25 protein-coding genes are annotated in these 26,387 nt (G+C 62.9%); 11 read left to right on the top strand and 14 right to left on the bottom strand.

Annotated features, from left to right (window positions below):
- Positions 1 to 249 precede the first annotated feature (249 nt).
- The 6 genes from G486_RS0107360 to G486_RS0107335 all read right to left on the bottom strand — a co-directional run bounded on the left by G486_RS0107360 (position 250) and on the right by G486_RS0107335 (position 7,133).
- Positions 250 to 720 carry a GNAT family N-acetyltransferase gene (locus G486_RS0107360; RefSeq protein WP_027014963.1) on the bottom strand — a complete coding sequence of 157 codons (471 nt, stop codon included), beginning with the start codon at positions 718 to 720 and terminating at the stop codon, positions 250 to 252.
- A gap of 432 nt (positions 721 to 1,152) precedes the next feature.
- Positions 1,153 to 1,695, bottom strand: a complete 543-nt coding sequence (locus G486_RS0107350) for a fimbrial protein (RefSeq protein WP_027014962.1) — start codon at positions 1,693 to 1,695, stop codon at positions 1,153 to 1,155.
- Between the two features lie 104 nt (positions 1,696 to 1,799).
- A complete protein-coding gene (locus G486_RS23385) occupies positions 1,800 to 2,999 on the bottom strand; it encodes a fimbrial protein (protein ID WP_084455108.1) in 1,200 nt (399 codons plus the stop codon).
- Positions 2,987 to 5,476 (bottom strand): fimbria/pilus outer membrane usher protein, encoded by a 2,490-nt coding sequence (locus G486_RS0107345; protein WP_084455120.1) that lies wholly within the window; start codon positions 5,474 to 5,476, stop codon positions 2,987 to 2,989. The genes G486_RS23385 and G486_RS0107345 overlap by 13 nt, the downstream gene beginning before the upstream one ends.
- Before the next feature lie 225 nt (positions 5,477 to 5,701).
- A complete protein-coding gene (locus G486_RS0107340; protein WP_027014960.1) occupies positions 5,702 to 6,475 on the bottom strand; it encodes a fimbria/pilus periplasmic chaperone in 774 nt (257 codons plus the stop codon).
- 109 nt (positions 6,476 to 6,584) lie between these two features.
- A complete protein-coding gene (locus tag G486_RS0107335; protein ID WP_027014959.1) occupies positions 6,585 to 7,133 on the bottom strand; it encodes a fimbrial protein in 549 nt (182 codons plus the stop codon).
- A gap of 582 nt (positions 7,134 to 7,715) precedes the next feature.
- Here G486_RS0107335 and trhP point away from each other — a divergent pair.
- Entirely contained in the window at positions 7,716 to 9,083 is a 1,368-nt protein-coding gene (gene trhP / locus G486_RS0107330) for a prephenate-dependent tRNA uridine(34) hydroxylase TrhP (protein WP_027014958.1), read from the top strand.
- Positions 9,084 to 9,221: 138 nt separating this feature from the next.
- Positions 9,222 to 10,097 carry a hypothetical protein gene (locus G486_RS0107325; RefSeq protein WP_027014957.1) on the top strand — a complete coding sequence of 292 codons (876 nt, stop codon included), beginning with the start codon at positions 9,222 to 9,224 and terminating at the stop codon, positions 10,095 to 10,097.
- Positions 10,098 to 10,154: 57 nt separating this feature from the next.
- Here the strand turns inward: G486_RS0107325 and G486_RS0107320 are convergent, their stop codons facing one another.
- The gene (locus G486_RS0107320; protein WP_027014956.1) at positions 10,155 to 10,784 is read right to left on the bottom strand and encodes an FMN-dependent NADH-azoreductase; all 630 of its coding nucleotides are present in this window, start codon (positions 10,782 to 10,784) and stop codon (positions 10,155 to 10,157) included.
- Between the two features lie 330 nt (positions 10,785 to 11,114).
- Between G486_RS0107320 and G486_RS21725 the strand changes: the two genes are divergently transcribed.
- The 8 genes from G486_RS21725 (at position 11,115) to G486_RS0107280 (ending at position 19,305) form a co-directional block, all read left to right on the top strand.
- The gene (locus G486_RS21725) at positions 11,115 to 12,077 is read left to right on the top strand and encodes a LysR family transcriptional regulator (RefSeq protein ID WP_051303293.1); all 963 of its coding nucleotides are present in this window, start codon (positions 11,115 to 11,117) and stop codon (positions 12,075 to 12,077) included.
- 96 nt (positions 12,078 to 12,173) lie between these two features.
- Positions 12,174 to 12,797 carry an RBBP9/YdeN family alpha/beta hydrolase gene (locus G486_RS21720; protein ID WP_051303265.1) on the top strand — a complete coding sequence of 208 codons (624 nt, stop codon included), beginning with the start codon at positions 12,174 to 12,176 and terminating at the stop codon, positions 12,795 to 12,797.
- Positions 12,798 to 12,941: 144 nt separating this feature from the next.
- Complete coding sequence (locus G486_RS0107305; protein WP_027014955.1) at positions 12,942 to 13,943, top strand: sulfate ABC transporter substrate-binding protein; 1,002 nt, start codon at positions 12,942 to 12,944, stop codon at positions 13,941 to 13,943.
- Between the two features lie 56 nt (positions 13,944 to 13,999).
- A complete protein-coding gene (cysT, locus tag G486_RS21715; RefSeq protein ID WP_051303263.1) occupies positions 14,000 to 14,899 on the top strand; it encodes a sulfate ABC transporter permease subunit CysT in 900 nt (299 codons plus the stop codon).
- Complete coding sequence (cysW, locus tag G486_RS0107295; protein ID WP_027014954.1) at positions 14,899 to 15,927, top strand: sulfate ABC transporter permease subunit CysW; 1,029 nt, start codon at positions 14,899 to 14,901, stop codon at positions 15,925 to 15,927. Before cysT ends, cysW begins: the two co-directional genes overlap by 1 nt.
- A gap of 107 nt (positions 15,928 to 16,034) precedes the next feature.
- Positions 16,035 to 17,162 carry a sulfate/molybdate ABC transporter ATP-binding protein gene (locus G486_RS0107290; RefSeq protein ID WP_027014953.1) on the top strand — a complete coding sequence of 376 codons (1,128 nt, stop codon included), beginning with the start codon at positions 16,035 to 16,037 and terminating at the stop codon, positions 17,160 to 17,162.
- 111 nt (positions 17,163 to 17,273) lie between these two features.
- Positions 17,274 to 17,771, top strand: coding sequence for a disulfide bond formation protein B (locus tag G486_RS0107285; RefSeq protein WP_027014952.1), 498 nt, complete (start codon positions 17,274 to 17,276; stop codon positions 17,769 to 17,771).
- 112 nt (positions 17,772 to 17,883) lie between these two features.
- The gene (locus tag G486_RS0107280) at positions 17,884 to 19,305 is read left to right on the top strand and encodes an aminotransferase-like domain-containing protein (protein ID WP_027014951.1); all 1,422 of its coding nucleotides are present in this window, start codon (positions 17,884 to 17,886) and stop codon (positions 19,303 to 19,305) included.
- Between the two features lie 22 nt (positions 19,306 to 19,327).
- On the opposite strand, the gene G486_RS0107275 is transcribed toward G486_RS0107280, so the two are convergent.
- A complete protein-coding gene (locus G486_RS0107275) occupies positions 19,328 to 20,221 on the bottom strand; it encodes a LysR family transcriptional regulator (RefSeq protein WP_027014950.1) in 894 nt (297 codons plus the stop codon).
- A 154-nt stretch (positions 20,222 to 20,375) separates the two neighbouring features.
- Between G486_RS0107275 and G486_RS0107270 the strand changes: the two genes are divergently transcribed.
- Positions 20,376 to 21,143 carry a sulfite exporter TauE/SafE family protein gene (locus tag G486_RS0107270; RefSeq protein WP_027014949.1) on the top strand — a complete coding sequence of 256 codons (768 nt, stop codon included), beginning with the start codon at positions 20,376 to 20,378 and terminating at the stop codon, positions 21,141 to 21,143.
- A gap of 74 nt (positions 21,144 to 21,217) precedes the next feature.
- On the opposite strand, the gene tolA is transcribed toward G486_RS0107270, so the two are convergent.
- The 6 genes from tolA to G486_RS0107240 all read right to left on the bottom strand — a co-directional run bounded on the left by tolA (position 21,218) and on the right by G486_RS0107240 (position 26,352).
- On the bottom strand, positions 21,218 to 22,240 hold the full coding sequence (gene tolA / locus G486_RS0107265) for a cell envelope integrity protein TolA (RefSeq protein ID WP_027014948.1): 1,023 nt from the start codon (positions 22,238 to 22,240) through the stop codon (positions 21,218 to 21,220).
- A 26-nt stretch (positions 22,241 to 22,266) separates the two neighbouring features.
- The gene (locus G486_RS0107260) at positions 22,267 to 22,692 is read right to left on the bottom strand and encodes a biopolymer transporter ExbD (RefSeq protein ID WP_027014947.1); all 426 of its coding nucleotides are present in this window, start codon (positions 22,690 to 22,692) and stop codon (positions 22,267 to 22,269) included.
- A 301-nt stretch (positions 22,693 to 22,993) separates the two neighbouring features.
- Positions 22,994 to 23,698, bottom strand: a complete 705-nt coding sequence (gene tolQ / locus G486_RS0107255) for a protein TolQ (RefSeq protein ID WP_027014946.1) — start codon at positions 23,696 to 23,698, stop codon at positions 22,994 to 22,996.
- Positions 23,695 to 24,159 carry a YbgC/FadM family acyl-CoA thioesterase gene (locus G486_RS0107250; RefSeq protein WP_051303291.1) on the bottom strand — a complete coding sequence of 155 codons (465 nt, stop codon included), beginning with the start codon at positions 24,157 to 24,159 and terminating at the stop codon, positions 23,695 to 23,697. The genes tolQ and G486_RS0107250 overlap by 4 nt, the downstream gene beginning before the upstream one ends.
- A 34-nt stretch (positions 24,160 to 24,193) precedes the next feature.
- Complete coding sequence (locus G486_RS0107245) at positions 24,194 to 25,378, bottom strand: pyridoxal phosphate-dependent aminotransferase (RefSeq protein ID WP_027014944.1); 1,185 nt, start codon at positions 25,376 to 25,378, stop codon at positions 24,194 to 24,196.
- Positions 25,379 to 25,620: 242 nt separating this feature from the next.
- Positions 25,621 to 26,352, bottom strand: a complete 732-nt coding sequence (locus G486_RS0107240; protein ID WP_027014943.1) for a DUF1963 domain-containing protein — start codon at positions 26,350 to 26,352, stop codon at positions 25,621 to 25,623.
- Between the last annotated feature and the right edge of the window lie 35 nt (positions 26,353 to 26,387).

Raw genomic sequence — 26,387 nt, 5'->3', positions numbered from 1 at the left:
CGAGGTTTGCCAGGTCCGCGTATGAAGAGCACGGAAATTGCTTGCCGCGCTTATCCATAAAGCGCAGGCAGCTATCAAATAAAAAGCGCAGCTGGTGCTGCGCGTTGCCCCTGGGGGAGGCCGATATCCAGCTGATTGCCTCAGGTACTGCATCTCGCCTGCCGCGACCGGCCTGTGAGCACGGAGATCGATCCTGCTTCGAAGGCCGGGACAAGAACAAACACTGCAAGTGCCGGATGGGTCAACTGGCTATGCGGCAGCGTCCAAGGTCATCCGGTATTCGATCACTCCGGGTTTCTCTGCCACCCAGTCATACAGGCGCTGTGCAGTGTGGTTGCTTTCCTGGGTATGCCAGTAGAGTCGGTCGCACTGCTTTTCGCGTGCCTGTTGCTGCACGTATTCGATCAGCCGCCTGCCCACGGACTGCCCTCGGGTGCTTGGGCAGACATAGAGATCTTCCAGGTAGCAAAAGTCATTCTGGCCCCAGGTGGAACGGTGATAGACCAAGGTCACAAAGCCCAGGAGGCGCTCGCCGTCTGCGGCCACGGCGCAGTGCACGGGCTCGGTGGGGTCAAAGAAGCGGGCCCAGGTTTTGTCGGTGGTTTCCTGGCTCAGCGTGACTTGGTAGAAGGCCTGGTACTGCGCCCAGTAGGTCAGCCACTGTTTCTTGTCCTGCGCTTCCACGGGGCGTATGGCGAGCGTTGGGGTATTGGTCTGCATCTGCAATGTCCTTTTCTCAATCAAAAAAACGGCAAGCACCGGCTGGCTTGATGTGTGTCGCCAGCCCTGATTTGCAGTGAATTCTGAATATGAAATGGTCTGATTCATCAGGCCAGTCCATTTGTCTGTGGCAGACCAGTTGGATGGCATGCGTTTGGCCCGGCAGCGATGCAGGCCCGGGCCTGCTGCAGGGCCTGGCCCAGAAACGCAAACAGGGCCGTGGTTCGGCCCTGTTTGCGTTTCTGTTTCTGTCAGCCTGTACTGAGGTCTGCTGAAGGCTTAGAGCGTGTTCACGATCTCTACGCAGGTGCGCCGCGAGGAGATCGTGAACACGCTCTTATTCCAACACCGGATCAAACAATGGGCCGGCCGCAGGGCTCTGTCCCGTTCATGCGCTGCGGCTTCGGGACCCCGGTCGATCCGGCCATGCCATCACTGGTAGACCAGCGAGTACATGACGCTGGTGTTCGCCACGCCAGCGGTGGAGGCACCCGTGGCCACATATTGGGCGTGGTAGGGCAGGGTGGCCGTGCCGGCGGCGCTGATGGCGGCGGCCTTGGAGTTCTGGGCTGTGTCCGCGGCACCAATCTTGATGACCGACAAATCGTCATTGAGCAGACCGATCTGCACGTTGCCTGCACCACCGGTAGCCAGGATCAGATTGCCCGTAGCCATGTCCACGGTCGGGCCGGGTTCGAAGAAGGTGTGGACGTTGCCGGATGCGGGGGTGCAGGAGCTGAGCTTGATGTCAAAAGCCACGCGGCCTGCCGTCTGACCTGTGCTCAGCAACTGGCTGGTCGTCACCGTCGGCAGCGTGACCGAGAAGTCCTTGTTGTTGCTGTTATTGCCATTGATGACGCAGGTTTGGGCGGTCACGTTGCCTGCGATCGCTATATTTCCGTCGGCCGCTGCAGCGAATGGGGAAATGCTGATCATGCTTGTGAAGGCGAGTGCTGAAATTATTTTGGAGTTCATTTTTTAACTGAAGTGGATTAATAGGAAGGCATTTGATTGCCGGGTGAAATATATATTGAAGGAAATAAAAAAACGGTATGGGTGGTTTTATTGATCTCCTGATATTAAAAATAATTGATCGTGAAAGTCATGCTGGCATTCGCCGATCCAGGTGTGACCGAGGCACCGCTCTGGTAATAAGAAGCCTTGAGTGGTATGGTATAGTTTCCCCCGCTGGGTTTTATGCCTGTCAGTGTATGTGCATAAGAAATATCAAGCGCGCTGTTATCAGACCTCTTGACCTGAACTCCTATACCCTTTGCTGTCGCATTGGCTGAAAGTGAAATAATTCCTTGAGAGGAGCTGATGACGGGACTCGTTGCATCCAATGTATATGCAATATTCTGGATTCCCGCCGGGCAGTCCTTTAGATCAATATTGAATGGAACCGATGGAGTTGTGGAGCCTATACCATTAAAGCTGGATTGTGGATGCTTCCCCAGGTTGACCGTCACATTCGGCGTGGTGCAAGTGGCTCCCTTGACCATGGTCGGAGTCAGATAATAGGTATTTCTTCCCACAAGATTGAACCAGGCGTGCCCTGATTTGGTGTCATCGACTCCCAGGCCTGACATGGCAACGATTCCGCTGCCTGTTGTTCCTGTTACCCGCCCAGAAATGATCGTGCCAATCTTGACCAGTGCCACCATGGCTTCGTCTTTAAAGACGGCGCTACCTGATAAAAGCGGAGGGCAAATATTTCCTTGGTTGTATATATTATTCGCAGGCATGTCAAATATGTTATGGCCCTTTAGATTTCCACCATAACCGCTATACCAAGGATACCAACCGCATCGCGAGTCATAGGTTCGCCATGTAACTGCAACACCTATGCCGGAAAGATTGGACTTATAAACAGCAGTGGCACTGGAAATTCCTGGCGAGGGTATGTCCTGATATTTGCCTGCAGCCAGTTCTTCAAGGTTGCCTGGGGAGGTAAATCCCATATAGTGGGCTCGATAGCGGGAACTCGCTGTGCAGGAAAATGATCTTCCTGCAGCTTTGACCCATGGGGTCAATACCGTTTTGTCCGCAGTGCTGGGTTGAACGGTTATGGAGGAGGGCATCTGAAAATAGATAGTCGCGGGGCCCCCATCAGAGCAACCTTGCTGGGCTTTTGCATCGGTGCTGTGGAGACTGCACGCCAGTACAAAGGCTGTGGCCGCCCAGGATATTGCTCCATTGCTCATGAAAATCGGCTGTCCATTCATTTTTTTCTTGCCGCTTTTTACCGGTATCTTTTTTTTATTGATCAATTGCGGCATACCGCCTCCATATTGGTCCACAGTTGTTTGTCTTGCTTGGATTCTTCGGGCAGGGCATAGCTGAGCGAGCAGTTCTCGGCCGCGGCCTCTCCCCACTTGACCTGCAGCGTGGCGGTGTCGCTGCGCACTCCGCGCAGCACAATGCGGCCGGCCTGCGCCACCGTGCCCACGTTTTGTGCATCGGCATCCAGCACCTGGGCGCCAAAGGGCACGGGCTTGCCGTCGCTGAGGCTGGCGCGCAGCAGCACTGCGCGGCCGCCGCCTTCGGTCTCGAACTTGAGCTTGACCACGGCGCCTGCCGTGGGGGCCACGCGCTGTGTTGTGGACTTGAGCTCCACGCTCATGGGCAGGCCCTTGGGGTCGAGCTCGACTTCGTTGCTTGAAAATGGTGTCAGGCCAGAGACCAGCGCATGGCCGAAACGGTCCACGCGCAGGCCGCTGCCGGCCGTGACGCGCGCGCCACTGGCACCTTCTGCCTCCACGATGCCTATCGTCTCGCCCATGAGGGGCGTGAGCACCACACCGCCGCCATAGGCGACCACGCCGCCCGCCAGGCCTGCGCCGTACTGTGTGTAGTCCGTTCCCTTGGAGGCGTTGGCCGTCAGCGTTGCGTAGGGCGACAGGTAGGAAAGATTGCCGCCGACCGTATTGCTGCTCTTGACGCCGTCACCGCTGCTGTGGCCGATGTTGAGGCCGTAGTTCAGCGCGTGGTCCACGCCCAGCGAGCCCGAGATGGACTGCTGAATCTGGGAATTGCCATTGGAGTCGTGCTGCAGGCTGGTGGAGCTGTAGACCGTATGTGCGCCAAAGCTCAGGGGGACGGAGATGTTGAGCGTGATGCGGTTGTCCCAGCGGCCGCGCAGGGCGTCGAACTGGCGTCCGGCGGAGAGGCCGTAGCCGATCGAGCGAAAGCTGTTGTTGTAGCCTGCCTGGAACTGGGTGTCGCGACCGCTGCGGTTCCAGTAGTCCACGGTGGAACCAGAGAGATAGAACGAGCCCCAGCCCGGGCGCAGGCTCTGGTTGAGCACGGCCTGGAATTGTCCACGCTGAATGCCGCCGCGCATCATGTTGTGGATGGAGATGTCCGTGGGCTCTTGCCGCTGCATGGCATCTTGCAGGCTTAAAAAGCCTTTGCTCGAGTAGCGGTAAGCGGCCAGCGTGATGTTCGTGTCGGTGGGGGCTATGAGCTTGCTGTAGGACAGCTTGATGCTTCGGCCGGTGCTGACCTTCTGGTCGGGCAGGGTGGCCGAGGCGTGCGTGATGTCAAAGCCCAGGGCGCCGAAATCGGTGTTGAAGGCCGCGCCCAGCAGGGCCGAGTAGTAGTGCTTGGCGATCGTCAGGCCGCCATAGCCTGTGAGCAGGTTGGTAAAGCCATGCTTGATGGTGCCCTGAGCCAGACCCGCATTGCTGGAGAGGTAGGCATTGCGATACTGGCCTACCGTGAGGCTGTACTGGGTGACGCCGGGGCGCAGGGCGTTGACGGCCGCCGCATAGGGAACCTTGAAGGACTGGACTCGGCCATCGGCCTCGGTCACGCTTACATCGAGGTCGCCGCCATATCCCGTGGGATAGAGGTCGTTGATCTCGAAGGCTCCGGGGGCGACGTTGGTGGTGTAGATGATGTTGCCGTTCTGGCGGACCTGAACCAGGGCATTGCTGTTGGCCACACCATGGATCGTGGGTGCGTAGCCGCGCTGTGATTCGGGGAACATGCGTTCGTCGCTGGCCAGCTGGATGCCTCTGAAGCCCACGCTGTCGAACATGCTGCCGTCGGTGAATGCCTCGCCAAGAGTCAGGCGGGATTTGATGCTCGCCAGGGAGCGTTGCAGATAGGTTTGCGTGCTCTGGTAGTGCGAGCCGTTGACCGATGAATGGGTGAAGTTGCCGTTGTGGCGCAGACGCCAGGGGCCGTAGTTCAGGCCGGCGATGACCCCCATGAAGGATTGGGTGTTGGAGCGCCCGAGGCTTTCGCTGCGATAGACGTTGGCGTTGTATTGCAGCAAGGCTGCGGGGATGCCGTCGCTCCAGTATTTGGGATCGACATAGCCGCGTGCCGCATGGCGCATGACGATCTGGGGCACGCTGATGTCGAGCCGCTGCTCCCCGTTGTCGAACACGGCTGTGGCATCGGGAATCAGCGATGCCAGGACCAGGCAGGCATGGCTCGGCTCTTCGAGCTTCTGTGAGGCTTCGGCGGAGAGCTTTTGCAGATCCACGCCGATTTGCTGCAGCAGATCCGCATCGAAGCAGGGCTGGACATTGTTATGGTTATCGCCGATCTGGCGCAGCGTGATTCTGCGGCGGCCCAGCCAGGCGGTATTGACGAACAAGTCGGCGCTGTATTCACCGGGAATGGCAGGGTTGCCTTTCTGGAAGCGGCTGACGTCAATGGGGGTGCCGCCGGGCTGCTGCAGAAACTGGTCGTTGAATTCGACTTCGGCAACATAGGTCGTGCCCCCGGGTGTTTCTGCGGCCATGCTGGCGGCAGCGAACAGAGACAGCGCAAGCAGGCTCAGCGGGAAGGGGCACCGGGGGGCAGACAACGGCGATAGGAGTATTCGTTGGATCACAGCAGTCAATCCGTGTGCAAGCCGCCGTCCAGTGGCCCGCAGGTGCAGGCAGACGGACTCGGCTGGGAATAGGGCGCTGACATCCGGTGCCTGTTTCAGGTCGCTGGCCTGGGCTGTCAGCTATGAGGGGAGTTATTGGGTCTTGCCCGGGGCTTCGGGGTGCAGCAAGGTCTGGCCTTCGACGGGGCCGCCGTAGTCGTTCAGGGAGCGGTGGTGCACGCTGGCTCCTGGTACATCGGATGCCTCGCCCTTGAGGACAAAGATCTCGGTTTTTCCGGGGTCGACCATGCCGCCGTCGTCGAACGTGGCTTGCTTGCCGGCAGAGTGCACGCTGATCTCGGTGAGCGAGACATGAAACGGTGTGGGGTTGTGGACCTCGATGGCCGGTTTGCCCTCTTGCTTGATGAGCTTCCAGCGCAGCTGGGATGCGGCTTCTTCGGGCTTGCCCTTGAGGTCGGCCGGGCGGTAGAACAGCTTGATGCGTGAGCGAAATGCCAGCTGGATCTTGTTGGTGTCAGCTTCGTCGGCACTGGGCTTGGGGGGGATTTCGAGGACGTTGAGCCAGAACACGGACTCACGATCCGTTGGCAGCGGCTCGCCCGTATAGACGATGCGCAGAGTCTGGGCCTTGGTCGGATCTAGGCGTGACATCGGAGGCGTCACGGTAAAGGGCACATTGATATCTGCAGGGGCCGTGCCTGTATTGCCTGCGTCTACCCAGGCCTGTACCAGCGCAGGCGATTGGCCCGGATTGGTCAGTTTGAGCGTGACTTCGGTTTCCTTGGCCTCATAAACCACGCGCGTGCCACCGATTACCACCGAGGCCTGGGAGAGGGCTGGAATATAGCTCAGCCATGCGGCACATATTGCAGTGGCCGCAGTCTTGATGATTTTTTTGATTTTCATGAGGAAGACTCAAAATGAATTCTGATGGCGCCGAGGAAAAAGGGCGGACAAAAGTCCGCCCTTTTGGACTTAGCTTTGGACTGCGCTAATCAGCGTTTTTTTGAGTGGATCACTGATAAACCAGCGTGTATTGAACGCTGGAGTTGGCAGCGCCGGCTCCGGCAACACCGGTGGCCACATATTGCGCAAAGTAGGGCAGGGTGGCCGTGCCGGTGGCGCTGATGTTGGCAGGCTTGGAGTTCTGCGAGGCGTCGGCGGCGCCGGCCTTGATGGCGCTGAAGTCGTCGTTCAGCAGGCCGATTTCGACATTGGTCGCGGAGTTTGCGCCTGCTGCCACGCGCAGCTGACCGGTGGTGAGGTTCACCGTGGGGCCGGGTTCGAAGAAGGTGTGCACCGAGCCCGAAGCGGGCGTGCAGTTGGTCAGCGCAATGTTGAAAGCCGTACGGCCGGCTGTTGCACCGGCTGCGGCCAGGGCGCTGGTGGAGACGGTGGGCAGGGTGACGGTGAAGTCCTTGCTGCCGGAGCCATTGCCATTGATCGTGCAGGTCTGGGCAGTGACCTGGCCATTGAAGGTGATGGTGCCATCGGCTGCCGCGGCGAATTGCGAAGCAGTGGCAGCACCCATGACGACCAGAGCAGTGATGATTTTCGATTTCATAGTTGCAGATCTATTGAAAAGTTGAATAAACAAAGAGGTGTGCGATATTCATTGTCAAAATCTCGCACCCTATCCATCGGTGTGATGAAACAGTAAGAGTTTTTAAATTTCTTCTATTTCTTTGTCCGTTTGGATAGTCCAAATCTTATGGTAACAAGATGATTTAAAATGCAAATAAACCTCTTTTCCATGGATTGAAATGTTTATGTGTGTGAAGCAATGTGTATATTTGTTTTTGACATTTCATAGGTGAGATTGTTTATTTGTGTGGAATGCCTTGGGAATCAAATGCTTGTCTGGATTGAATGAATGGCGGGGCGCGCATAAAGCGTCCGAAGCGGAATGGGCGTTTCACGATTCATTGCTTTTCGATGCCTCCCGGCGACAGGGAAAGCATGGTTTTTGTGTATATGGGCCAGTCACTGTCTGCGGTTTGCGCGCAAAGCCACCAGAGGCGTGTAGAGATCGTGAACACGCTCTAAAGTGTCTGCACGGTGCCTGGGCAAAAAGTCAGAAAGCTTTGTGCCCAGTCCCCCTTGGCAGCCGAGGGGGCGATGCCGATGCGGGACAATACGGGCCATCATGACCCTCAAAGCCCCCGAACTGCTGCTGCCTGCTGGCTCACTGGACAAGATGCGTGCGGCCTATGACTTTGGTGCCGATGCCGTGTATGCCGGCCAGCCGCGCTACTCTCTGCGCGCGCGCAACAATGAATTTCGCCTGGAGCAGATTGCCCAGGGCATCGCCGAAGCCCATGCGCGCGGCAAGAAGTTCTTCGTCACCAGCAACCTCATCGCGCACAACGACAAGGTGCGCACCTATCTGCGTGACATCGAGCCCGTGATCGAGTGCAAGCCCGATGCCTTCATCATGGCCGACCCGGGCCTCATCATGATGGTCAAGGAGAAATGGCCAGAGACCGAAATCCATCTCTCCGTGCAGGCCAACACCACGAACTGGGCTACGGTGAAGTTCTGGCAGCAGGCGGGCGTCTCGCGCATCATCCTCTCGCGCGAGTTGTCGCTGGACGAGATCGAGAAGGTGCGCCAGGAATGCCCGGACATGGAGCTCGAAGTCTTTGTGCACGGCGCGCTGTGCATTGCCTATTCGGGCCGCTGCCTGCTGTCGGGCTACTTCAACCGGCGCGACCCCAACCAGGGCACCTGCACCAATGCCTGCCGCTGGGAGTACAAGACCCATGATGCGGGCGTGGACCCGAATACCGGCGAGGCCCTGGCCCAGGCCATGGAGCAGGACTTCGACTTTGCCACGGCCAAGGACGAGGCCGACCAGCAGTTCGGCAGCACCTGCGGCAGCGGCCAGCGCCACCCCAAGGCCGACCAGGTCTATCTGATCGAGGAAAAGGGCCGTCCCGGCGAGCTCATGCCCATCATGGAAGATGAGCACGGCACCTACATCATGAACTCCAAGGACTTGCGTGCCGTCGAGCATGTGGAGCGCCTGGCCAAAATTGGCGTGGACTCGCTCAAGATCGAGGGCCGCACCAAGAGCCTGTACTACGTGGCGCGCACGGCCCAGGTCTATCGCCGCGCCATCGACGATGCGGTCGCGGGACGCCCCTTCAACCCGCACCTGATCACCGAGCTCGAAGGCCTGGCCAACCGTGGCTATACGGGCGGCCTGCTGGAGCGCCGTCCCGCCAACGACTACCAGAATTACGAGACCGGCCACAGCGTTCTGCAGCGCAGCCACTTCGTGGGCGAGGTGCGCGGCTACGAGGACGGCCTGGCCGAGGTCGAGACCAAGAACCGCTTTGCCGTGGGCGATACGCTGGAGATCATCCATCCCTCGGGCAATCGCCAGGTCTTGCTGGAGAGCATGTTCGACCTCGAAGGCCAGAGCGTGCAGGTCGCCCAGGGCAACCCCGTGCGCGTGCGTATTCCGCTGCAAGGCCCGGTGGACGGTGCCTTGATTGCGCGCCTGCTCTAAATCAATTTGATAGCTGCTACCGCTTGCCTTATCTAGATCTCAGCATGATTGAATGCTGAAACCTCGATATAGCAAGCGCTGACAGCTCACCTTTTCAATCTCTTATTCAGGGTGCCTGCAAGGCGCCCGTGGCAATCCATGGACATAGAAGTCAACGAAGAACTCAAGGCCTATATCGACCCGCTGACCGCCGACGAGCACGAGGCGCTAGAGCGCAGCATCCTCGCCGAAGGCTGCCGCGACGCACTCGTGCTGTGGGGCAACCTGCTGATAGACGGCCACAACCGCTACGGTATCTGCCAAAAGCACGGCTTGCCGTTCAACACCATCCAGGCCACGCAGTTCAAGACCATGGATGACGTGCACCTGTGGATGATCGACCAGCACCTGGGCCGGCGCAGCGTGTCCGATTTTCAGCGCGGCGTGCTGGCCTTGCGCAAGCGCGAAATCATTGCTGCGCGCCGCGCAGCAGCGGCCGCCGCCGTGCAGGCCGCCAAGGCCGAGCAGGGCGCAGATGCCTCGGCCGAGCAGGCGCCCTGGGAGGGCGAGACCGATCCGGCAGTCGCCGCCGCCCTGGCCAGCGTGGCCAAGGTGCCCGACGAGGCGCTGGACACGCGCGAAGCCCTGGCCCGCGCCGCACGCCTGTCGGCGGCCCAGGTCAAGCTCATAGAGACGATCCAGCAAAACGCCGCGCCCGAAGTTGTGGCTGCGGTCAAGGCCGGTGACCTGTCACTGAATGCGGCTGCCGTGGTCGCCAGCCTGCCTGTGCAAGAGCAGCAGGCCGTGGCCGCCGAAGGCGCCGAAGGCCTCAAGCAGGCGGCCAAGCGCGTGCGCGAAGCCAAGAAAAAGCCCAAGGCCGCTCAGCCCGAGGCAGAAAGCAGTACCGCAGACGAGGCTGCGGCCCAGCCCAGCGCGCAAGAGCTGCGCGAGCGTGTGACCGAGCTCGAGGCCGAGAACGAGCGCCTGCGCCAGCAGATCAAGGCCTTGCAGGACCTGCTGTCCGAGCAGGGCTGAGAGCGTAAATCCGCTGCTCCAAAGCCCGGCTCAGCTGCGCAGCGTCTTCACAGGCGATCAGGCTGCAAGCTCGGCCGCCTTGAGCTCCAGGCTCTCTATGTCGGCCCTGGCCGCGTTCAGCGCCTGGGCCCTGGCTTGCTCTCCGAGGGCCAGGCCTTCGGCGCGGACGATGCTGACATCGGTCACGCCCATGAAGCCGAACATGGTCTTGAGATAGCTTTCCTGATGCTCGAGCGCCTGGCCGACGTCACTATTGGAGTACATGCCGCCGCGCGAGGAGACCACAATCACCTTCTTGCCCTTGGCCAGGCCTTCGGGGCCGCTGGCCGTATAGCGAAAGGTGCGGCCGGCCTGGGCCACGCGGTCCAGCCAGGCCTTGAGTTGGCTTGGAATGGTGAAGTTGTAGAACGGCGCCCCGACCACGACCACATCGGCTGCCAGGAACTGGCTGACCAGAGCTTCGGAGATCGCATTCTGGCGGCGCTCGCCTTCGGTGCGGGCGGCCTGGCCCGTGCGAAAGCCCAGGGCCTCGGCGCTCAGGTGCTCGGGAGCGTTCACCGCCAGGTCCAAATAGTCGATCCTGGCATCGGGATGGGCCTGTTTGAGGCTGTCCACGATGTGCGCGGTGAGTTGGCGGGACACCGAAGCTGCTCCGGTGATCGAGGAATCTATGTGCAGCACTTGCATGAAAAACACCTTTGAAACTTGGAATATGCAATCGCCAGGCCGGATGATCCGGGCCTGCGGGCTGGACCCGGCACGGCGCCGGGTTTTCAGCATGGGGATCGATTATGAATTCTGAACGGAATCATGATTAGTCGTCTGAAATGCGATGGATTGTCCTGATTTTGTTGTTAATCTAGTGTTTTGAAGCTGGAGCCTGGTTTTGAGAGCTCCAGCGCACGACTTTCGGCCTGGGCATCCGATGCAGGTGAGTCGCCTCATGCATTGCATGAGGCCGGGCCTGCGCCTGTGATCGCGAAAGCCGGACCAACCGATTCTTGAATGGGCATCTGGATGCAGGATCTCAACGACATGCTGTACTTTGCGGAGGTGGTGGAGCGCGGGGGCTTTGCCGCAGCCGGACGGACCCTGGGCATACCCAAGTCGCGCCTTTCGCGGCGCGTGGCCGAGCTTGAAAACCGCCTGGGCGTGCGCCTGATGCAGCGCACCACGCGCAAGCTCTCGCTGACCCAGGCCGGCGAGGCGTATCTGCGCCATTGTCAGGTCATGCGCGATGCCGCACTGGCCGCTGCCGATGCGGTGGCCGAAGTCCAGACCGAGCCGCGCGGCACGATCCGTGTGAGCTGCCCTGTCACGCTGGCCCAGACCGTGCTCGGCGAGCTCATGCCCGAGTTCCTGCACCGCTGCCCCCTGGTCCATGTGGAGATGCAGGTCAGCAACCGCTCCGTGAATCTTGTGGAAGAGGGCGTCGATGTGGCCTTGCGGGTGCGGGCCAGCCTGGACGACAGCGGCTCCATGGTGGTCAAGCGGCTTGATCGCTCCCGCCAGATCCTGGTTGCCAGTCCGGGGCTGCTGGAGCGCCAGGGAACGCCTGCCACTTTGGCCGACCTGCAGCACCTGGACAGCATGGCCATGTCGGCCGTGGACGGGCAGTACACCCTGCTGCTCCAGGGGCCTGAAGGGCAGGAGCACCGGCTGCAACTGCAGCCGCGCTATGTGGCCGATGATTTGCTCACGCTGAAGTTTGCGGCCCTGGCGGGCAGCGGCATGTGCTGGATGCCCGACTACATGTGCCACGAGGAGCTCACCGAGGGTCGCCTGGTGCATTTGCTGCCCGACTGGGCACCCCCTCCGGGCATCGTGCATGCGGTGTTTCCTTCGCGCCGTGGACTGGCACCTGCCGTGCGGCACTTTCTCGACTTTCTGAGCGAAGTCATGCCCGGGCGCAACGCGATTGCGCAGCCCGAGCCCGAGCTCACAGCGCCGGGGCCGGGGCCGCAGCAGGCGACCCCATAAGAAAACAACAAATCATTCGTTGGGATTGGCGGGACTGCTCTTCACAATGCGGCCTTGTATCAACCAGCTGCGAGGCTGTTGCAAAGGAAAGCCCCCATGTCCTCTACCCGAATCGTCATCGTGCCTGGCTGGCGCAACTCAGGCCCCGATCATTGGCAAAGTCTGTGGGCTGAACAACTGGCCGGGGCCGAGCGAGTGGAGCAGGACGACTGGTTCGTGCCGCGCCGCAGTGACTGGGTCCAGGCTCTGGAAAAAACCATTCTCTCCAGGCCCGGGCGTGTGGTGCTGGTCGCCCACAGCCTGGGATGCATCACGGCCGTGCATTTGGGCGCCGAGGCCTGTGCGCGGGTCCAGGGTGCCTTGCTGGTGGCCCCTGCCGATCCCGAGCGCCGGGCGCAGCTCAGCGACTTCGCGCCCGTGCCTTATGCGCCCTTGCCCTATCGCAGCGTGCTCGTGGCCAGCAGCAATGATCCCTTTTGCCCCATACGCCGTGCGGGTGCCTTTGCCCGGGCCTGGGGCAGTGAGCTTGTGCGCCTGCAGAACGCCGGCCATGTGAACGTGGAGGCGGGCTTCGGCCCCTGGCCCCTGGGCCTTGCGCTGCTGCAGTCGCTGCTGCAAGAGAGCGCATGGGAGGCCACCCCAGCCGCTGGCCCAGGAAAGAGCGAGCGCGCCAGGGCCGAGGCCGGGCTCAAGCCTGCGGGCACGGTGCTGAGCTGGTGATGCACCTCGGGGGCGGCGAGTCCTGGCTGGGTTTCTTTATGCCTTTATCTGATTAACAAACAAAAATATATTCGTTTGAGCTTTAAAGCTGCATACGCACAATGCAACCGTCTGTGAAATACCTTTTGTAAAAGGCGGGGAACCATGCATTCTGCAAAGCTCAAAACCTTGTTGGCAGGGATTGCCTTGGCTGCGGCCGGTGCCGTGTCGGCTCAGAACCAGCTGCTCAATGTCTCGTATGACGTGGCGCGCGAGTTCTACAAGGACTACAACACGGCCTTCATCGCGCACTACAAAAAGACCAAGGGCGTGGATGTCAAGGTGGACCAGTCGCACGCAGGCTCCAGCGCCCAGGCCCGTGCGGTCAACGACGGCCTCGCGGCCGATGTGGTGACCTTCAACACCACGACCGATGTCCAGTTCCTGGCCGACAACGGCGTGGTGGCCAAGGACTGGAGCAAGAAATTCCCTCACGATGCCTCGCCCACGACCTCGACCATGCTGTTCCTGGTGCGCAACGGCAATCCCAAGAACATCAAGGACTGGAACGACTTGATCCGTCCCGACGTCAAGGTCGTGGTGGTCAATCCCAAGACCGGCGGCAATGGCCGCTATGCCTATCTGGCCGCCTGGGGCTCGGTGCGCGAGAAAGGCGGCAGCGATGCCCAGGCCGCAGAGTTCGTGGGCCAGCTCTACAAGAACGTGCCCGTGCTGGCCAAGGGCGGGCGCGATGCCACGGCAGCCTTTTTGCAGCGCAATATCGGCGATGTGCTGATCACCTTCGAGTCCGAAGTGGTGTCCGTGGAGCGCGAATTCGGCAAGGGCAAGGTGGATGCGGTCTATCCCTCGGTAAGCATTACTGCGGAAAATCCCGTGGCCGTGGTCGAGCGCACCGTGGCCAAGAAGGGCTCGGCCGAACTGGCCAAGGCCTATCTCGACTACCTGTACTCGGATGAGGCCCAGGAGATCGCGGCCAAGCACGCCATACGACCCCGCTCGGAAGCCGTGCTCAAGAAGTACGCAGACCTGTTCAAGCCAGTCAAGCAGTTCACCGTGGGCAAGTACTTTGGCTCGCTGACCGAGGCGCAGAAAGTGCACTTCAACGATGGTGGCCAGTTCGACAAGATCTACACGTCCGGCAAATAAGGCCTGCGGTCTGAAGGCATCACGCTGATTTTTTACTGGCTGACAGGAATTTACGCATGGGCTTAGCCACTGTTTCCGACAGCTCAAGAACTGCAGGGCCGGCGCCCGCGCCAGGCCCTGCAAGAGGTCGCCGGCGGGCGGGCCCGGTCTTGCCGGGCTTTGGTCTGACCTTGGGCTACACCATTTTCTATCTGAGCATCATCGTGCTCATACCGCTGGTGGCGCTGGTTCTCAAGCCGCTGTCGCTGAGCTGGGAGCAGTTCTGGAATGCGGTCTCGGCTCCGGCCGTCGTGGCCTCCTACAAGCTGTCCTTCGGAGCGTCCTTCGTGGCGGCCTGTGTGAACCTGGTGTTCGGCATGCTGATCGCCTGGGTGCTGGTGCGCTACCAGTTTCCCGGCAAGAAGGTGGTCGATGCGCTGGTGGACCTGCCGTTTGCGCTGCCCACGGCCGTGGCCGGCATTTCCCTGACGGCGCTTTATGCGGGCAACGGCCTGCTGGGCCAGTATCTCGAGGTGCTCGGGATCCAGGTCGCATACAGCCCGAACGGCATTGTGATTGCCCTGATCTTCATTGGCCTGCCGTTCGTGGTGCGCACCGTGCAGCCCGTGCTCGAGGACTTCGAGAAGGAGCTGGAAGAGGCCGCGACCAGTCTTGGCGCCTCGCGCTGGCAGATCTTCTTCAAGGTCATCCTGCCGCACATCGGCCCGGCCCTGCTCACGGGCTTTGCGATGGCCTTTGCGCGCGCCGTGGGCGAATACGGCTCGGTGATCTTCATTGCGGGCAATATCCCCATGGTTTCCGAGATCACCCCCTTCATCATCATGGCCAAGCTCGACCAGCACGATCTCGCTGGCGCCACGGCCGTCGCCGTCGTCATGCTGCTGATCTCGTTCGTGCTGTTGCTGATCATCAATGCACTGCAGGCCTGGCAGCGCAAAGCGGTGGGAGGACGCTAATGCAAAAACTAGGCGAACTGCTGCTGCAGATTTTTCCGGCCCTGCCGCCCATCTGGGCCGAGCTGCTGATCGTGCTGGTGCTTGGCCTGGTGCTGCTCGTGGTCTGGTACCGGATCACGGCCCCCAGAAATGCCAGGCCCGCAAAGCTTGCGACGACCGAGCCGCGCTGGATGCGCTGGGTGCTGACGACGGTTGCGCTGGTCTTCATCGGCCTGTTTCTGATTCTTCCCTTGTTCGCGGTCTTCTCCGAAGCCCTGCGCAAGGGCTGGGAGGCGTATGCCTCGGCGCTGGGCGAGCCCGATGCGATCTCGGCCATCAAGCTGACCTTGCTCACGGCCCTGATCTCGGTGCCGCTGAACCTGGTGTTCGGCGTGGCTGCGGCCTGGTGCATTGCCAAGTACGAGTTCAAGGGAAAGGCGTTTTTGACGACCCTGATCGATCTGCCGTTCTCGATCTCGCCCGTGGTCGCGGGCCTGATGTATGTGCTGGTGTTCGGAGCCCAGGGCTGGTTCGGCCCCTGGCTGTCCGAGCACGACATCAAGATCATCTTCGCCGTGCCCGGCATTGTGCTGGCCACCGTGTTCGTGACCTTTCCGTTCGTGGCCAGAGAGCTGATTCCGCTGATGCAGGCCCAGGGCAGCGATGAGGAGCAGGCCGCGATCGTGCTCGGTGCCTCGGGCTGGCAGACCTTCTTCAAGGTCACGCTGCCCAATATCAAATGGGGTCTGGTCTACGGCGTGATCCTGTGCAATGCCCGCGCCATGGGCGAGTTCGGTGCGGTGTCCGTGGTTTCGGGGCATATCCGTGGCCAGACCAACACCATTCCCTTGCATGTGGAGGTCTTGAATGCCGACTACCAGGCCGTTGCGGCGTTTGCCGTGGCCTCGCTGCTGGCCCTGCTGGCCCTGATCACCCTGGTCATCAAGTCGGTTGCCGAATGGCGGGTCGAACAACTGGCGCGTGCTGCGGCCGCGCTGCCGCCCGAAAGGCCGGGGCAGGCGCCCCAGCCCGCCGTGTCACCGGCCTGAATGGATTACGGCAGGCGCAGATGCGGCTGAGGCGGGCGGCCTGTCCCTGGACACAGGCCGCGCCCACTCTTTGTCTGCGCAGGTCCTATTGAGATAAGAGCAACACCATGAGCATTGAAATACGCAACGTCAACAAGCAGTTCGGCAATTTCCAGGCCTTGCGTGATGTGAGCCTGGACATCAAGTCGGGCGAACTCATTGCGCTGCTGGGCCCTTCGGGCTGCGGCAAGACCACGCTGCTGCGCATCATCGCGGGGCTGGAGACGCCCGATGTGGGCAGCATCCACTTCAGCGGCGCCGACACCACCGATGTCCACGTGCGCGATCGCAACGTGGGCTTTGTGTTCCAGCACTATGCGCTGTTCAGGCATATGACGGTTTTCGAGAACGTGGCTTTCGGTCTGAGGGTGAGGCCGCGAAGCCAGCGGCCCAGCGAAGCCCAGATCCGCGAGAAAGTCATGAGCCTGTTGAAGCTCGTGCAGCTGGACTGGATTGCCGATCGCTTCCCCTCCCAGCTCTCGGGCGGGCAGCGCCAGCGCATCGCCTTGGCGCGGGCCCTGGCCGTGGAGCCCAAGGTCCTGTTGCTGGACGAGCCCTTCGGCGCGCTCGACGCCAAGGTCAGAAAAGAGCTCAGGCGCTGGCTGCGTCATTTGCACGATGAATTGCATGTGACCTCGATCTTCGTCACCCATGACCAGGAAGAGGCGCTGGAGGTGGCCGACCGCGTGGTGGTCATCAATCAGGGCCGCATCGAGCAGGAGGGCACGCCCCAGCAGGTCTGGGAGAGCCCGGCCACGCCTTTTGTCTATGGCTTTCTCGGTGATGTCAACCTGTTCAAGGGCCGGGCCAGCAATGGCCGGGTCTATCTGGACGACGGCATGCAGCTGGACAGCCAGGATGCGGGCAACGTCCAGGACAGGCAGGCATTTGCCTATGTGCGCCCGCACGATCTGGAGGTCGAGCGCTACTCGCCCGGACAGAATCTCGATGCCCAGGGCAGGCCCACGGGCATCGTGGTGCAGTTGGCGCGCGCTCTCGTCGTAGGGCCCGTGGCGCGGCTGGAACTTATTCCATCGGAGAGCACCGAAAGCACGGACAATGCCGAGCATGGCAATGTGATCGAGGCGCATATTCCGGCGCGGCAGTTCCAGGATCTGGGCTTGCGCGAGGGAGAAACCTTGGTCGTGACTCCGCGCCGGGCCAAAGTCTTTCTGGATGAGGCCGCGGGTATTTGAGGCGGCGCCATGGCTTTCGCATCCGGGAACGTGTTCACGTTCTGAGGCGGGCTGGGTGCCGGAAGGCGCTGAGCCTGCCACTTTTTATTTAACGGATGAGAGAAGGCAAGAATGTTCGATTGGTTTGACAAGACGCCTAGACGTATCACGGCACTGATCTTCCTGGCCTGCGTGGCCATGTTGGCCTTTGGCATGTATCTGCAGCATGTGGTGGGGCTTGAGCCCTGTCCCATGTGCATCGTGCAGCGCTATGCGCTCATAGGCGTGGCCGTGTTTGCAGCCTTGGCCAGCCTGCGCGGCAGCAGGGGCTGGGTTCTGGGCTGGAGCGTGCCGGCGCTGCTGATGAGCGGCTTCGGCGCCTTTGTGGCGGCGCGCCAAAGCTGGCTGCAATGGTTTCCGCCCGAGTTCGCGACCTGTGGGCGCGACTTCTACGGCATGATCGAGAACTACCCGATCAGCCGCTCCATTCCCATGATCTTCCGGGGCTCGGGCGATTGCCTGGCCGTGGACTGGACGCTTCTGGGCGGCTCGATCGCCAACTGGTCCTTTGTGGGCTTCGCCGGCTTCAGCCTGGCCCTGTTGCTGCTGCTGGTGCGCGGCAAGCGCTGAGCGCGTGAACACGCTCTGAGAGGCGAAAACCAAAGCCGCACTGGCCGAGCCAGGCACGGAGCCCATGGGTGGGCTCTCTCGCTTCAAGGCGGCTCTGTACAATCGCCCCTCCATGACGCGCTACCAGGAGCTGGCTGACGATATCGAGGCCTCCATCAAGGCCGGCATCCTGCAGCCCGACGAGAAGCTGCCTTCGGTGCGTCATACCAGCGCCCGCCGCGGCATCAGCGCATCCACGGTTTTCCAGGCTTATTACCTGCTTGAGGCGCGCGGCCTGGTGCGCGCGCGCGAGCGCTCGGGCTATTTCGTGGTCCGCCAGCCCCGCAGCAGTCCACCCCAGCCCACGGCAGCGTCCACACCCGAGGACCGGCGCTTTGCCGTGGTCGATGTCAGCGAGCGCGTGTTCGAGGTCCTGGAGTCGGCCATGGACCGCGAGCTCGTCCCGCTGGGCTCGGCCTTTCCCTCTCCCCAGCTCTTTCCCCTGCAGCGCCTGGGTCAATGCCTGGCCAAGGCCGCACGCCATATCGATCCGCGCAGCACGTTCGATGACCTCACGCCGGGCAGCGCGGCCCTGAGGCGCCAGATTGCGCGCCGTTATCTGGCCGACGGACTGGCGCTGTCCCCGGCCGACCTGCTGATCACCAATGGCGCGCTTGAAGCGCTGAACCTGAGTCTGGCCGCAGTCACCCGCCCGGGTGGGGCCGTGCTGATCGAATCGCCGTGTTTCTATGGCGCCTTGCAGGCCCTGGAGCGCATGGGCTTGTCGGCCATCGAAGTCCCCACCCATCCGGGCGAGGGCATGGATCTGGCCGCACTCGAAGCTGCCATCGTCCGGCACAGGCCCCAGGCCCTGTGGCTGATGACCAGTTTTCAGAATCCGCTGGGCAGTCTGATGCCGGTGGCGCGCAAGAAGGCGCTGGTGGAGCTGGTCACGCGTCACGAGCTGCCGCTCATAGAGGACGATGTCTACGGCGAGCTGTACTTCGGCGATCAGCGGCCGCCGCCTGCCAAGGCATTCGATACCCAAGGCTGGGTGCTGCACTGCTCCTCGTTTTCCAAATGCCTGGCACCGGGCTGGCGCATAGGCTGGGTGGCCGCAGGGCGCTTTGCACGCGCGGTGGCAAGGCACAAGCTCACCTCCACACTGGCCACGAATGCGCCTGTCCAACTGGCCCTGGCCGACTATCTGGAAAGCGGCGGCCTGGACAAGCATTTGCGCCGCCTGCGTCAGGCCTTGCTCCAGCAGCGCGATCAGATGCTGGCCGCGATTGCCCGCTATTTCCCTGCGGGAACCCAGGCCACGCGTCCCGAGGGCGGGTATTTCGCCTGGCTGCAGCTGCCGGGCAACTGCAATACCCAGCACCTGTACCGCCAGGCCCTGGAGCACCGCATCAGCCTGGCCCCCGGGGCCGTGTTCTCGGCTTCACCAGGGTTTGAGCACTGCCTGCGGCTGAACTTCGGCCATCCGTTCACTCCGGCGCTTGACGAAGCGCTGGCCCGGCTCGGTCAACTGGCCACCCAGGCGGCGGCCTGAAGGCCGCAGACCCGACGCCGGATCAAACATCTGCCCAGGCTTGCAGGTGCGTGAGCAACTGGGCTGCATGGGCTGCAAGCTGGGGGGGATCGGCGGTGCACAGCAGCAACTGGCGCTGGGCCCAGGTGTCGATCAGAGGAAGAGCCTTGAGGCCATGGAGCGGCGCGAGGCGGGCCGCCGCAGCGGCCGGCACCACGGCGACGCCCACGCCCTGGGCCACGAATTCACAGATGCTGTCCAGGTGCTGAAGCTGGGCGCGCCAGCGCAGATCGGCGCCCAGCAGTCTGGCCTGCTGCTGCACCAGGCTTTGCAGCGCCGAGCCGCGTGGCAGGCCGACCCAGTCCTCGTGCAGCAGATCCTCGAGCCGCAGTCTTGCGCGCCGTGCGAGCCGGTGGCCGCGCGCGAGCACGACCTGCAGTGCATCGCTGCGCCAGGGCGTGATGTGCAGCCCCCGGGCGTCCAGGGCATCGCTGGCAACGCCGATGTCGCAAAGGCCTTGGCGCAGGCGTTCGAGCACATTGGCGCTGCTGTATTCGCAAAGCTCCAGCGCAATGCGCGGGTGGTCGCGCAGAAAGCTGGCCAGAGCCGGCGGCAGGTGCTGGCTCACGGCCGAGGTATTGCCGCAGACGCGCACATGGCCGGCCAGGCCCGCGCCGTAGTCGGCCATGTCGCCGCGCAGCTTGTGCATCTGCAAGAGCATGGCGCGTGCATGCTGGCCCAGGGCATGGCCGGCAGGCGTGGGCTGCACGCCGCGTGCACCGCGCGTGAGCAGGGCGCAGCCCAGAGAGTCCTCCATGGCGCGGATACGCTCGCTGGCCGAGGCCAGCGTCATGTGCGAGCGCCCGGCCGCGCCCGTGATGCTGCCCGCATCGAGCACATGGGCAAACAGCTGCAGGTCTATGAGATCGAAGTGCATGGGATCAGCCTATGGTTTTGCCTGAGTCTGTGTCTTGGAATGCCGCATGGTCAAACCACTGTACCCAAGAAAGAATGCGCTCAGTGGATTTGCAAAAGGAGTTTTTCCATGACAAAGGCTATGGTCAGGGCTGATGCAGGCGAGGTGCGCAAGCATGCATGAAGGATGGGAGATCTGGGTTGCGGGCATGGCCGTTTTCTGGCTTGCGGGCTGCGTCAAGGGCGTGGTGGGCCTGGGCCTGCCCACGGTGTCCATGGGTTTGCTGGCCTTGCTGATGCCGCCCGGGCAGGCTGCGGCCTGGTTGCTGCTGCCCTCGCTGGTCACGAACGTGGTGCAGATGGCGCCCATATCCGGCCTGCTTGCATTGCTGCGCCGTCTGGGCTGGATGCAGTTGGGGGTTGTGGCAGGTACGGTGGGCGGGATGCTGGTCTGGGGGCCGGTGGGCGAGGCTGCCCAGGCGCACAGGCTTCTGGGCGCGGCGCTGCTCGCCTACGGGCTCTGGGGCCTGTGGGGGCGCAGCATGCAAGTGCCCATGCGTCACCAGGGCTGGCTGGGTCTGGTCTGCGGTCTGCTGACCGGGGTGATCACTGCGCTCACCGGCGTCTTCGTCGTGCCGGCCGTGGCCTTCTTGCAGTCGCTGGGGCTTGGGCGCCAGGCATTGATGCAGGCCATGGGCCTGTGCTTTACCGTGTCCACGCTGGCCCTGGGGGCGGGCCTGGTGCTTGCGCAGCACGCAGACGGCACTTACACAGCGGGTACGGGCTGGGGCCAGGCGCTGTGGGCTTCGGCCCTGATGCTGGTGCCGGCCCTGCTGGGCATGGCCCTTGGTGGCTGGCTGCGGCTACGGCTGTCGGCCCAGTGGTTCCGGCGCCTGTTGTTTGCCAGCCTGCTGGGCCTGGGGGGCCATATGCTGCTGGCTTGAAACCCGACTGAAACCCGACTGAAACCCGACTGAAACCCGACTGAAACCCGGCCGAGGACGGCCCGGGCACGGCATCAGTCCTGGGGCCTGAAGCCGATGACCAGCTCGGGCGGCACACGGCCGTCGATGTCGCGCGGCAGGGTGGCGGTTTTTTCGAGTGCGCGGACCACGGCCTCGTCCCAGGCCTTGTTGCCGCTGGACTTGCTGATCGTGGCGCCGGTAATGGTGCCGTCGGGCGCGGTGCGCACGCGCACCTCGGCGCGCGGGTTGCCGTTGATGGCATCCGGGTAGACGATGTTGGGCTTGACGCGGGCTGCGACCTTGGCGCCGTAGCCGGCCGAAGGGCCGCCGCTGACGCTCGATCCCTGGCCGCCGCTGCGGCTGCCGCCCGTGCCTTCGCTGGCCGCACCGCCGCTGCCGGCCAGGCCTTGCATGCGGCGCAGGTTTTCCTGGCGGCGGGCTTCGGCCTCGCGCGCTTCCTTGGCCGCTTGCTCTTTCTTGCGCTTGTCTTCGGCGGCCTTTTTGTCGGCTTCGGCCTTGGCCTTTTCCTTCTCGGCCTTGTCTTTTTCAGCCTTTTCCTTTTTCTCTTTTTCCAGGCGCTTTTGCTGCTCCAGCTTTTCCCTGCGTTCCTTCTCGGCTTTCTCGGCCCTGTCCTTCTCGGCCTTGGCGGCTTTTTCCTTTTCCGCCTTTTCCTTTTCCAGGCGTTCGCGCTGCTCTTTCTCGCGCGCAGCCTGGGCTTCGCGCTCTTTCTTTTGCTGTTCGAGCTTGCGCTTTTTCTCCAGGGCAATCTCGGCCTCGTGCTGGTCGTCGCTGACCTGGGGCCTGGGCGGCGGCGGCACGGGGCGGGGCTCCACGGCAGGTACGGGCACTGGCACTGGCACTGGCGGGGGGGGCGGCTGTACCGGTTCCGGGGCTGGTGCCGCGTTGCCCCAGAGCTCGGCCTCAACCATGGCCTCGTCGGATTGCGAGGGCGCCTTGATGTTCCAGAGCATGGCCGCCACGAGCAGGCCGTGCGCAACCACGGCCATGGCCCAGGCACGCGAGCGACCTTGCGTGCGGGGCGGGGCGAACTGGTCGTGGTCTTGTGGGTTGCGCATGGGTCGGCTGAAGGCTTGGCGAAGGGTTACTGGGACGATTTGACGCCAAAGGCCACGCGCTTGACGCCTGCGGTCTGCAGCTGGCTCATGGCGGCCATGACGGTTTCAAAGGGCAGCTTCTTGTCGGCCGAGATCAGCACGGCGCTGTCTTCGCTCTGGCCGTCCTGCCATTGCCTGGCCGCAGGGCCGAGCTCCTTGAGGGACAGCGTTCTTTCGTTGCCGTCCATGCGCAGCTTGATGCTGCCATCCTGGGCAAGCAGCACGTCGGCCCGCTTGGGCGGGGTGCGCGAGGCCTTGCCCGCGCTGGGCACATTGATGGCGCCGGGCGTGAGCATGGGAGCCGTCACCATGAAGATGATCAGCAGCACCAGCATCACGTCGATGAAGGGCACCATGTTGATTTCGTTGACCGTGCGGCGATTGCGTCCGCCGCGCGAGCTCAATGCTGGCATGGGTTCACTCCTGGCAATACAGGCAGGTAGGCCTGATCTCGCCTGCTGTTGAAGGCATGAGGCCAGGAACGGCAGGCAAGGGCCGGCTGGTATCCCGGGCGGGAATGGCTGTCGTCCCCCTCCTGAAGAGAGAGGGGGAAGGCGCAAAGCAGCTCAGGGACGATCGAGGTTTGCAGCGCATCAACTGGGCGCGGCGCAAAGGTCAGGGACAGCGAGCAAGGGCCGCCCCGCAGCGAGGCTGTCGTCCCCCTCCCGAAGAGAGAGGGGGAAGGCGCGAAGCGACTCAGGGGGAGACTCATCTTCAATGCCCCGAGGCGCTGCTCTGGGCCGTGCCCCCGACGCTGCGCTGCAGGATGTTGGAGAACTCCTCGATGAAGGTTTCCTGCTGGCTGGCCAGCCGGTCTATCTTGTGCGCATAGCGGTTGTAGGCCGTGACGGCGGGAATCGCCGCGAACAGGCCCATTGCCGTGGCCACCAGGGCTTCGGCAATGCCGGGGGCCACGGTGGCCAGGGTGATCTGCTCCATGTTGGCAAAGCCCGTGAAGGCGTGCATCACGCCCCAGACCGTGCCGAACAGGCCCACATAGGGGGCGACCGAGCCTACGGTGCCCAGGAAGGAAAGCCCGGCTTCGACCTCGTCCATCTCGCGCTGGTAGCTGGCGCGCATGGCGCGGCGCGTGGCGTCCATGAGCTGGTGCACGTCGGCGATGCGGCGTTCGCGCAGTTTCTGGTATTCGCGCATGCCGCTGGCAAAGATGCGCTCCATGGGGGCGCCGGTCTTGGCGCTCTGGGCTGCGGCCGCATACAGGTCGTTGAGGCTGGTGCCCGACCAGAAGTCCTGCTCGAAGCCTTCGTTGAGTGCGCGCACGCGCTTCAAGGTCTGGGACTTGCGAAAGATCGTGGCCCAGCTTGCGACCGAGGCCCCCACCAGGATCAGCATTACCAGTTGCACGACCCAGCTGGCTTGCAGCACAAGGCCGAGTATGGACATGTCTTGGGGGTTCATGAAAGTTGCTCCAGTAGGCGGTTCGGAATTCTTGCGGGGCGCAGGCTGGCGGCTTGGACCCAGCCGATGCGGATCAGTGCCTGACTGAGCAGCACCGGACCGCGGGCCGAGCCCGGAGCCAGCCGCGCCAGCTGGCGTATTGTCAGCGAAGCGCGACCGCTGCTTGCGACAGCGGCGGTAACAAGTAGTTGGTCATCCAGGCGGGCCGGTTCGAAAAATTCGAGTTGCGCCTGGCCTACGACAAAGATTCCCCCGGTTTGTTCCCTGAGCTGCTGCTGCTCTATGCCCAGGTGGCGCAGCCATTCGGTGCGTGCGCGCTCGAAGAACTTGAGGTAGTTGGCCCAGAACACCTGGCCGCTGGCGTCCGTGTCTTCCCAGTACACGCGTATGGGCCATGAGAAGACCTCCGGCGCGGCTTGGGCGCCGTCGGTGGCTGGGACAGTACCGGTTTCAAGGGGCATGGGCTGTGCCTGCTCTGGGCTGGGGGTCATGGCTTCAGGCCAGAAGCGCGCGCAGGCGGCGCACGGCTTCCTGGAGTTGCTCCATGGAGTTGGCCGTGGAAAAGCGCACGAAGTCTGCGGTCTCGACGCTGCCGAAGTCGCGCCCCGGCGTGATGGCGAGCTGGGCGCGCTCCATGAGCGCGTAGGCAAAGTCCCAGCTTCCGCTCACGCCCAGCTTGGCCGCGGCGGCGCGGCAATCGGCCCAGGCGTAGAAGGCGCCGTCGGGCTGCACGGGCACGCTCAGGCCCAGTTGCTCCAGCGCGGGGATGAAGAAGTCGCGCCTGGCCTTGAATTCGGCGCGGCGGCGCTCGTACTCGGCAATGCTCTCGGGCTCGAAGCAGGCCAGGGCCGCATGCTGGGAGAGGGTGCTCGCGCAGATGAACAGGTTTTGCGCCAGGCGCTCGACCACGGCCACCATGGGCTCGGGCACGACCATCCAGCCCAGGCGCCAGCCCGTCATGTTGAAGTATTTGCTGAAGCTGTTGATGCTGATGATGTTTTCATCCAGGGCCAACGCCGTCTGGCCGTATTGCGCATCGTGGGACAGGCCCAGGTAGATCTCGTCGATGATGGTCAGCCCGCCCCGGGCCTGCACGAAGGCCTGGATGCGCGCGAGCTCGTCCTTTGCGATCGAGGTGCCCGTGGGGTTGGAGGGCGAGGCCAGCAGCACGCCGCGCGTTCTGTCGCCCCAGGCGGCCTCGACCTTTTCGCGGCTCAGCTGGTAGCGTTCGGCGGCCGTGGTGGGAAGCATCACGGCCTGGCCCTCGGCCGCGCTCACGAAGTGGCGGTTGCAGGGGTAGCTGGGGTCGGGCATGAGGATTTCGTCGCCGGCTTCGATGGTCGCGAGGCAGGCGAGCTGCAGCGCGGCCGAGGCGCCGGCCGTGACCACGATGCGGCGCGCGGGCACATCCACGCCAAAGCGCTGGGCATACCAGGCGCTGATGCGCTCGCGCAGCTCGGGCAGGCCCAGGGCCGGTGTGTACTGGCTGCGGCCTTCTCTGATGGCGCGCTCGGCCGCCTGCTGCACCAGGGGCGGGGCCGTGAAGTCGGGCTCGCCGATGTTCAGAAAGATCATGGGCGGCTCGCCCGGCGCCTGCCTGGCCGCGCGCTCCTGGGCGGCCTTGGCGATCTCCATCACGTAAAACGGTTCTATGCGCTGGGCGCGGGTAGCAAACTTCATTGCAGTCTTCCAAAAGCACCGGCCAAGGCGCCGGGCCGGCCGCATGGCAGGCGGCCTGAAACAATAAAAACATGAGCTGCTTGCGCTTGTGTCTGCTGGGTTTCAGGCTTGAAGCAGCTTGAAATTCCATGGGGGCAGGCGCTGGCAGCTCCTTTTTTGATTATGGGCCTCGCGCGGATGCCCGTGCAAAAGCCTGCTGATCCGCAGGCTCCGGGCAGGGCGAATGGCATGCGGGCCCGGCCTCAGTAGAACTGGCAATGGGCCGACCAGCGGCCCGTGAGCGGGTGGCGGCCCAGGTAGACGATGCCGCCGTCCACCCAGTTCAGGCCGGCCTTTTCCTCGCTGTCGATCTGCAGCACATAGTCGGGCTCGTCGGGCGAGGGCTGCCAGACGCCGTCCGCGTCTTCGGTGAACGCAAAAAAGCTGATGCCGTGCTGCAGGCTCTTGGCATAGCCGCCGAGCTTGGTGCGGCCCAGGCACAGGCCGTGGGCTTCCTCGGGAAACTCCTGCATGCCCGGCGGCAGGCGCATGTTCTCGTCGTCGTAGCTGGGGTGGTCGTCCTGGGGGGCCAGCCAGCGCGCTTCAAAGCCCCGGCCCACCCAGGGCCGGTCCCGAAAGGGCGGCTGGGGGCGCGGCTGCAGGCCGTCCAGCGAAGGGCGCAGGCGCAGCGCCCAGGTCTCGGGCGCGCAGCCGCTTTCTATGAATTGTTCGCCGCAGAAAAATTGCAGCAGGGCCAGGCCCTGCAGCGCCTCGGGCAGCCAGGGCGCCTGCTGCAGGTTGAGCTGGGCGATGAACTGCATGGGCTGGCCTGCGCCGTCCAGCGGCCAGGCTTCGCCGGGCGCAAGCAGCGGCTCCAGCCCGATGTGGGAGGCGCAGGCCTGGCCCGTGGGCCTGAAACCGCCGACTTCAAGCACGCAGGTGCTGCGGGTGTTGTGCTGTTTCCAGACCTGGAGTTCGGGGCTGTCTTCTTGCATGGGCTGGGGGCTGGCCTTGGGAGCGTGGGCATGCT

The sequence above is a fragment of the Comamonas composti DSM 21721 genome (genome assembly GCF_000429845.1).
Taxonomy (GTDB): Bacteria; Pseudomonadota; Gammaproteobacteria; order Burkholderiales; family Burkholderiaceae_C; genus Comamonas; species Comamonas composti.
Note: the sequence above shows the minus strand (reverse complement) of the source record. Positions and strands in the feature narration are given on the sequence as shown.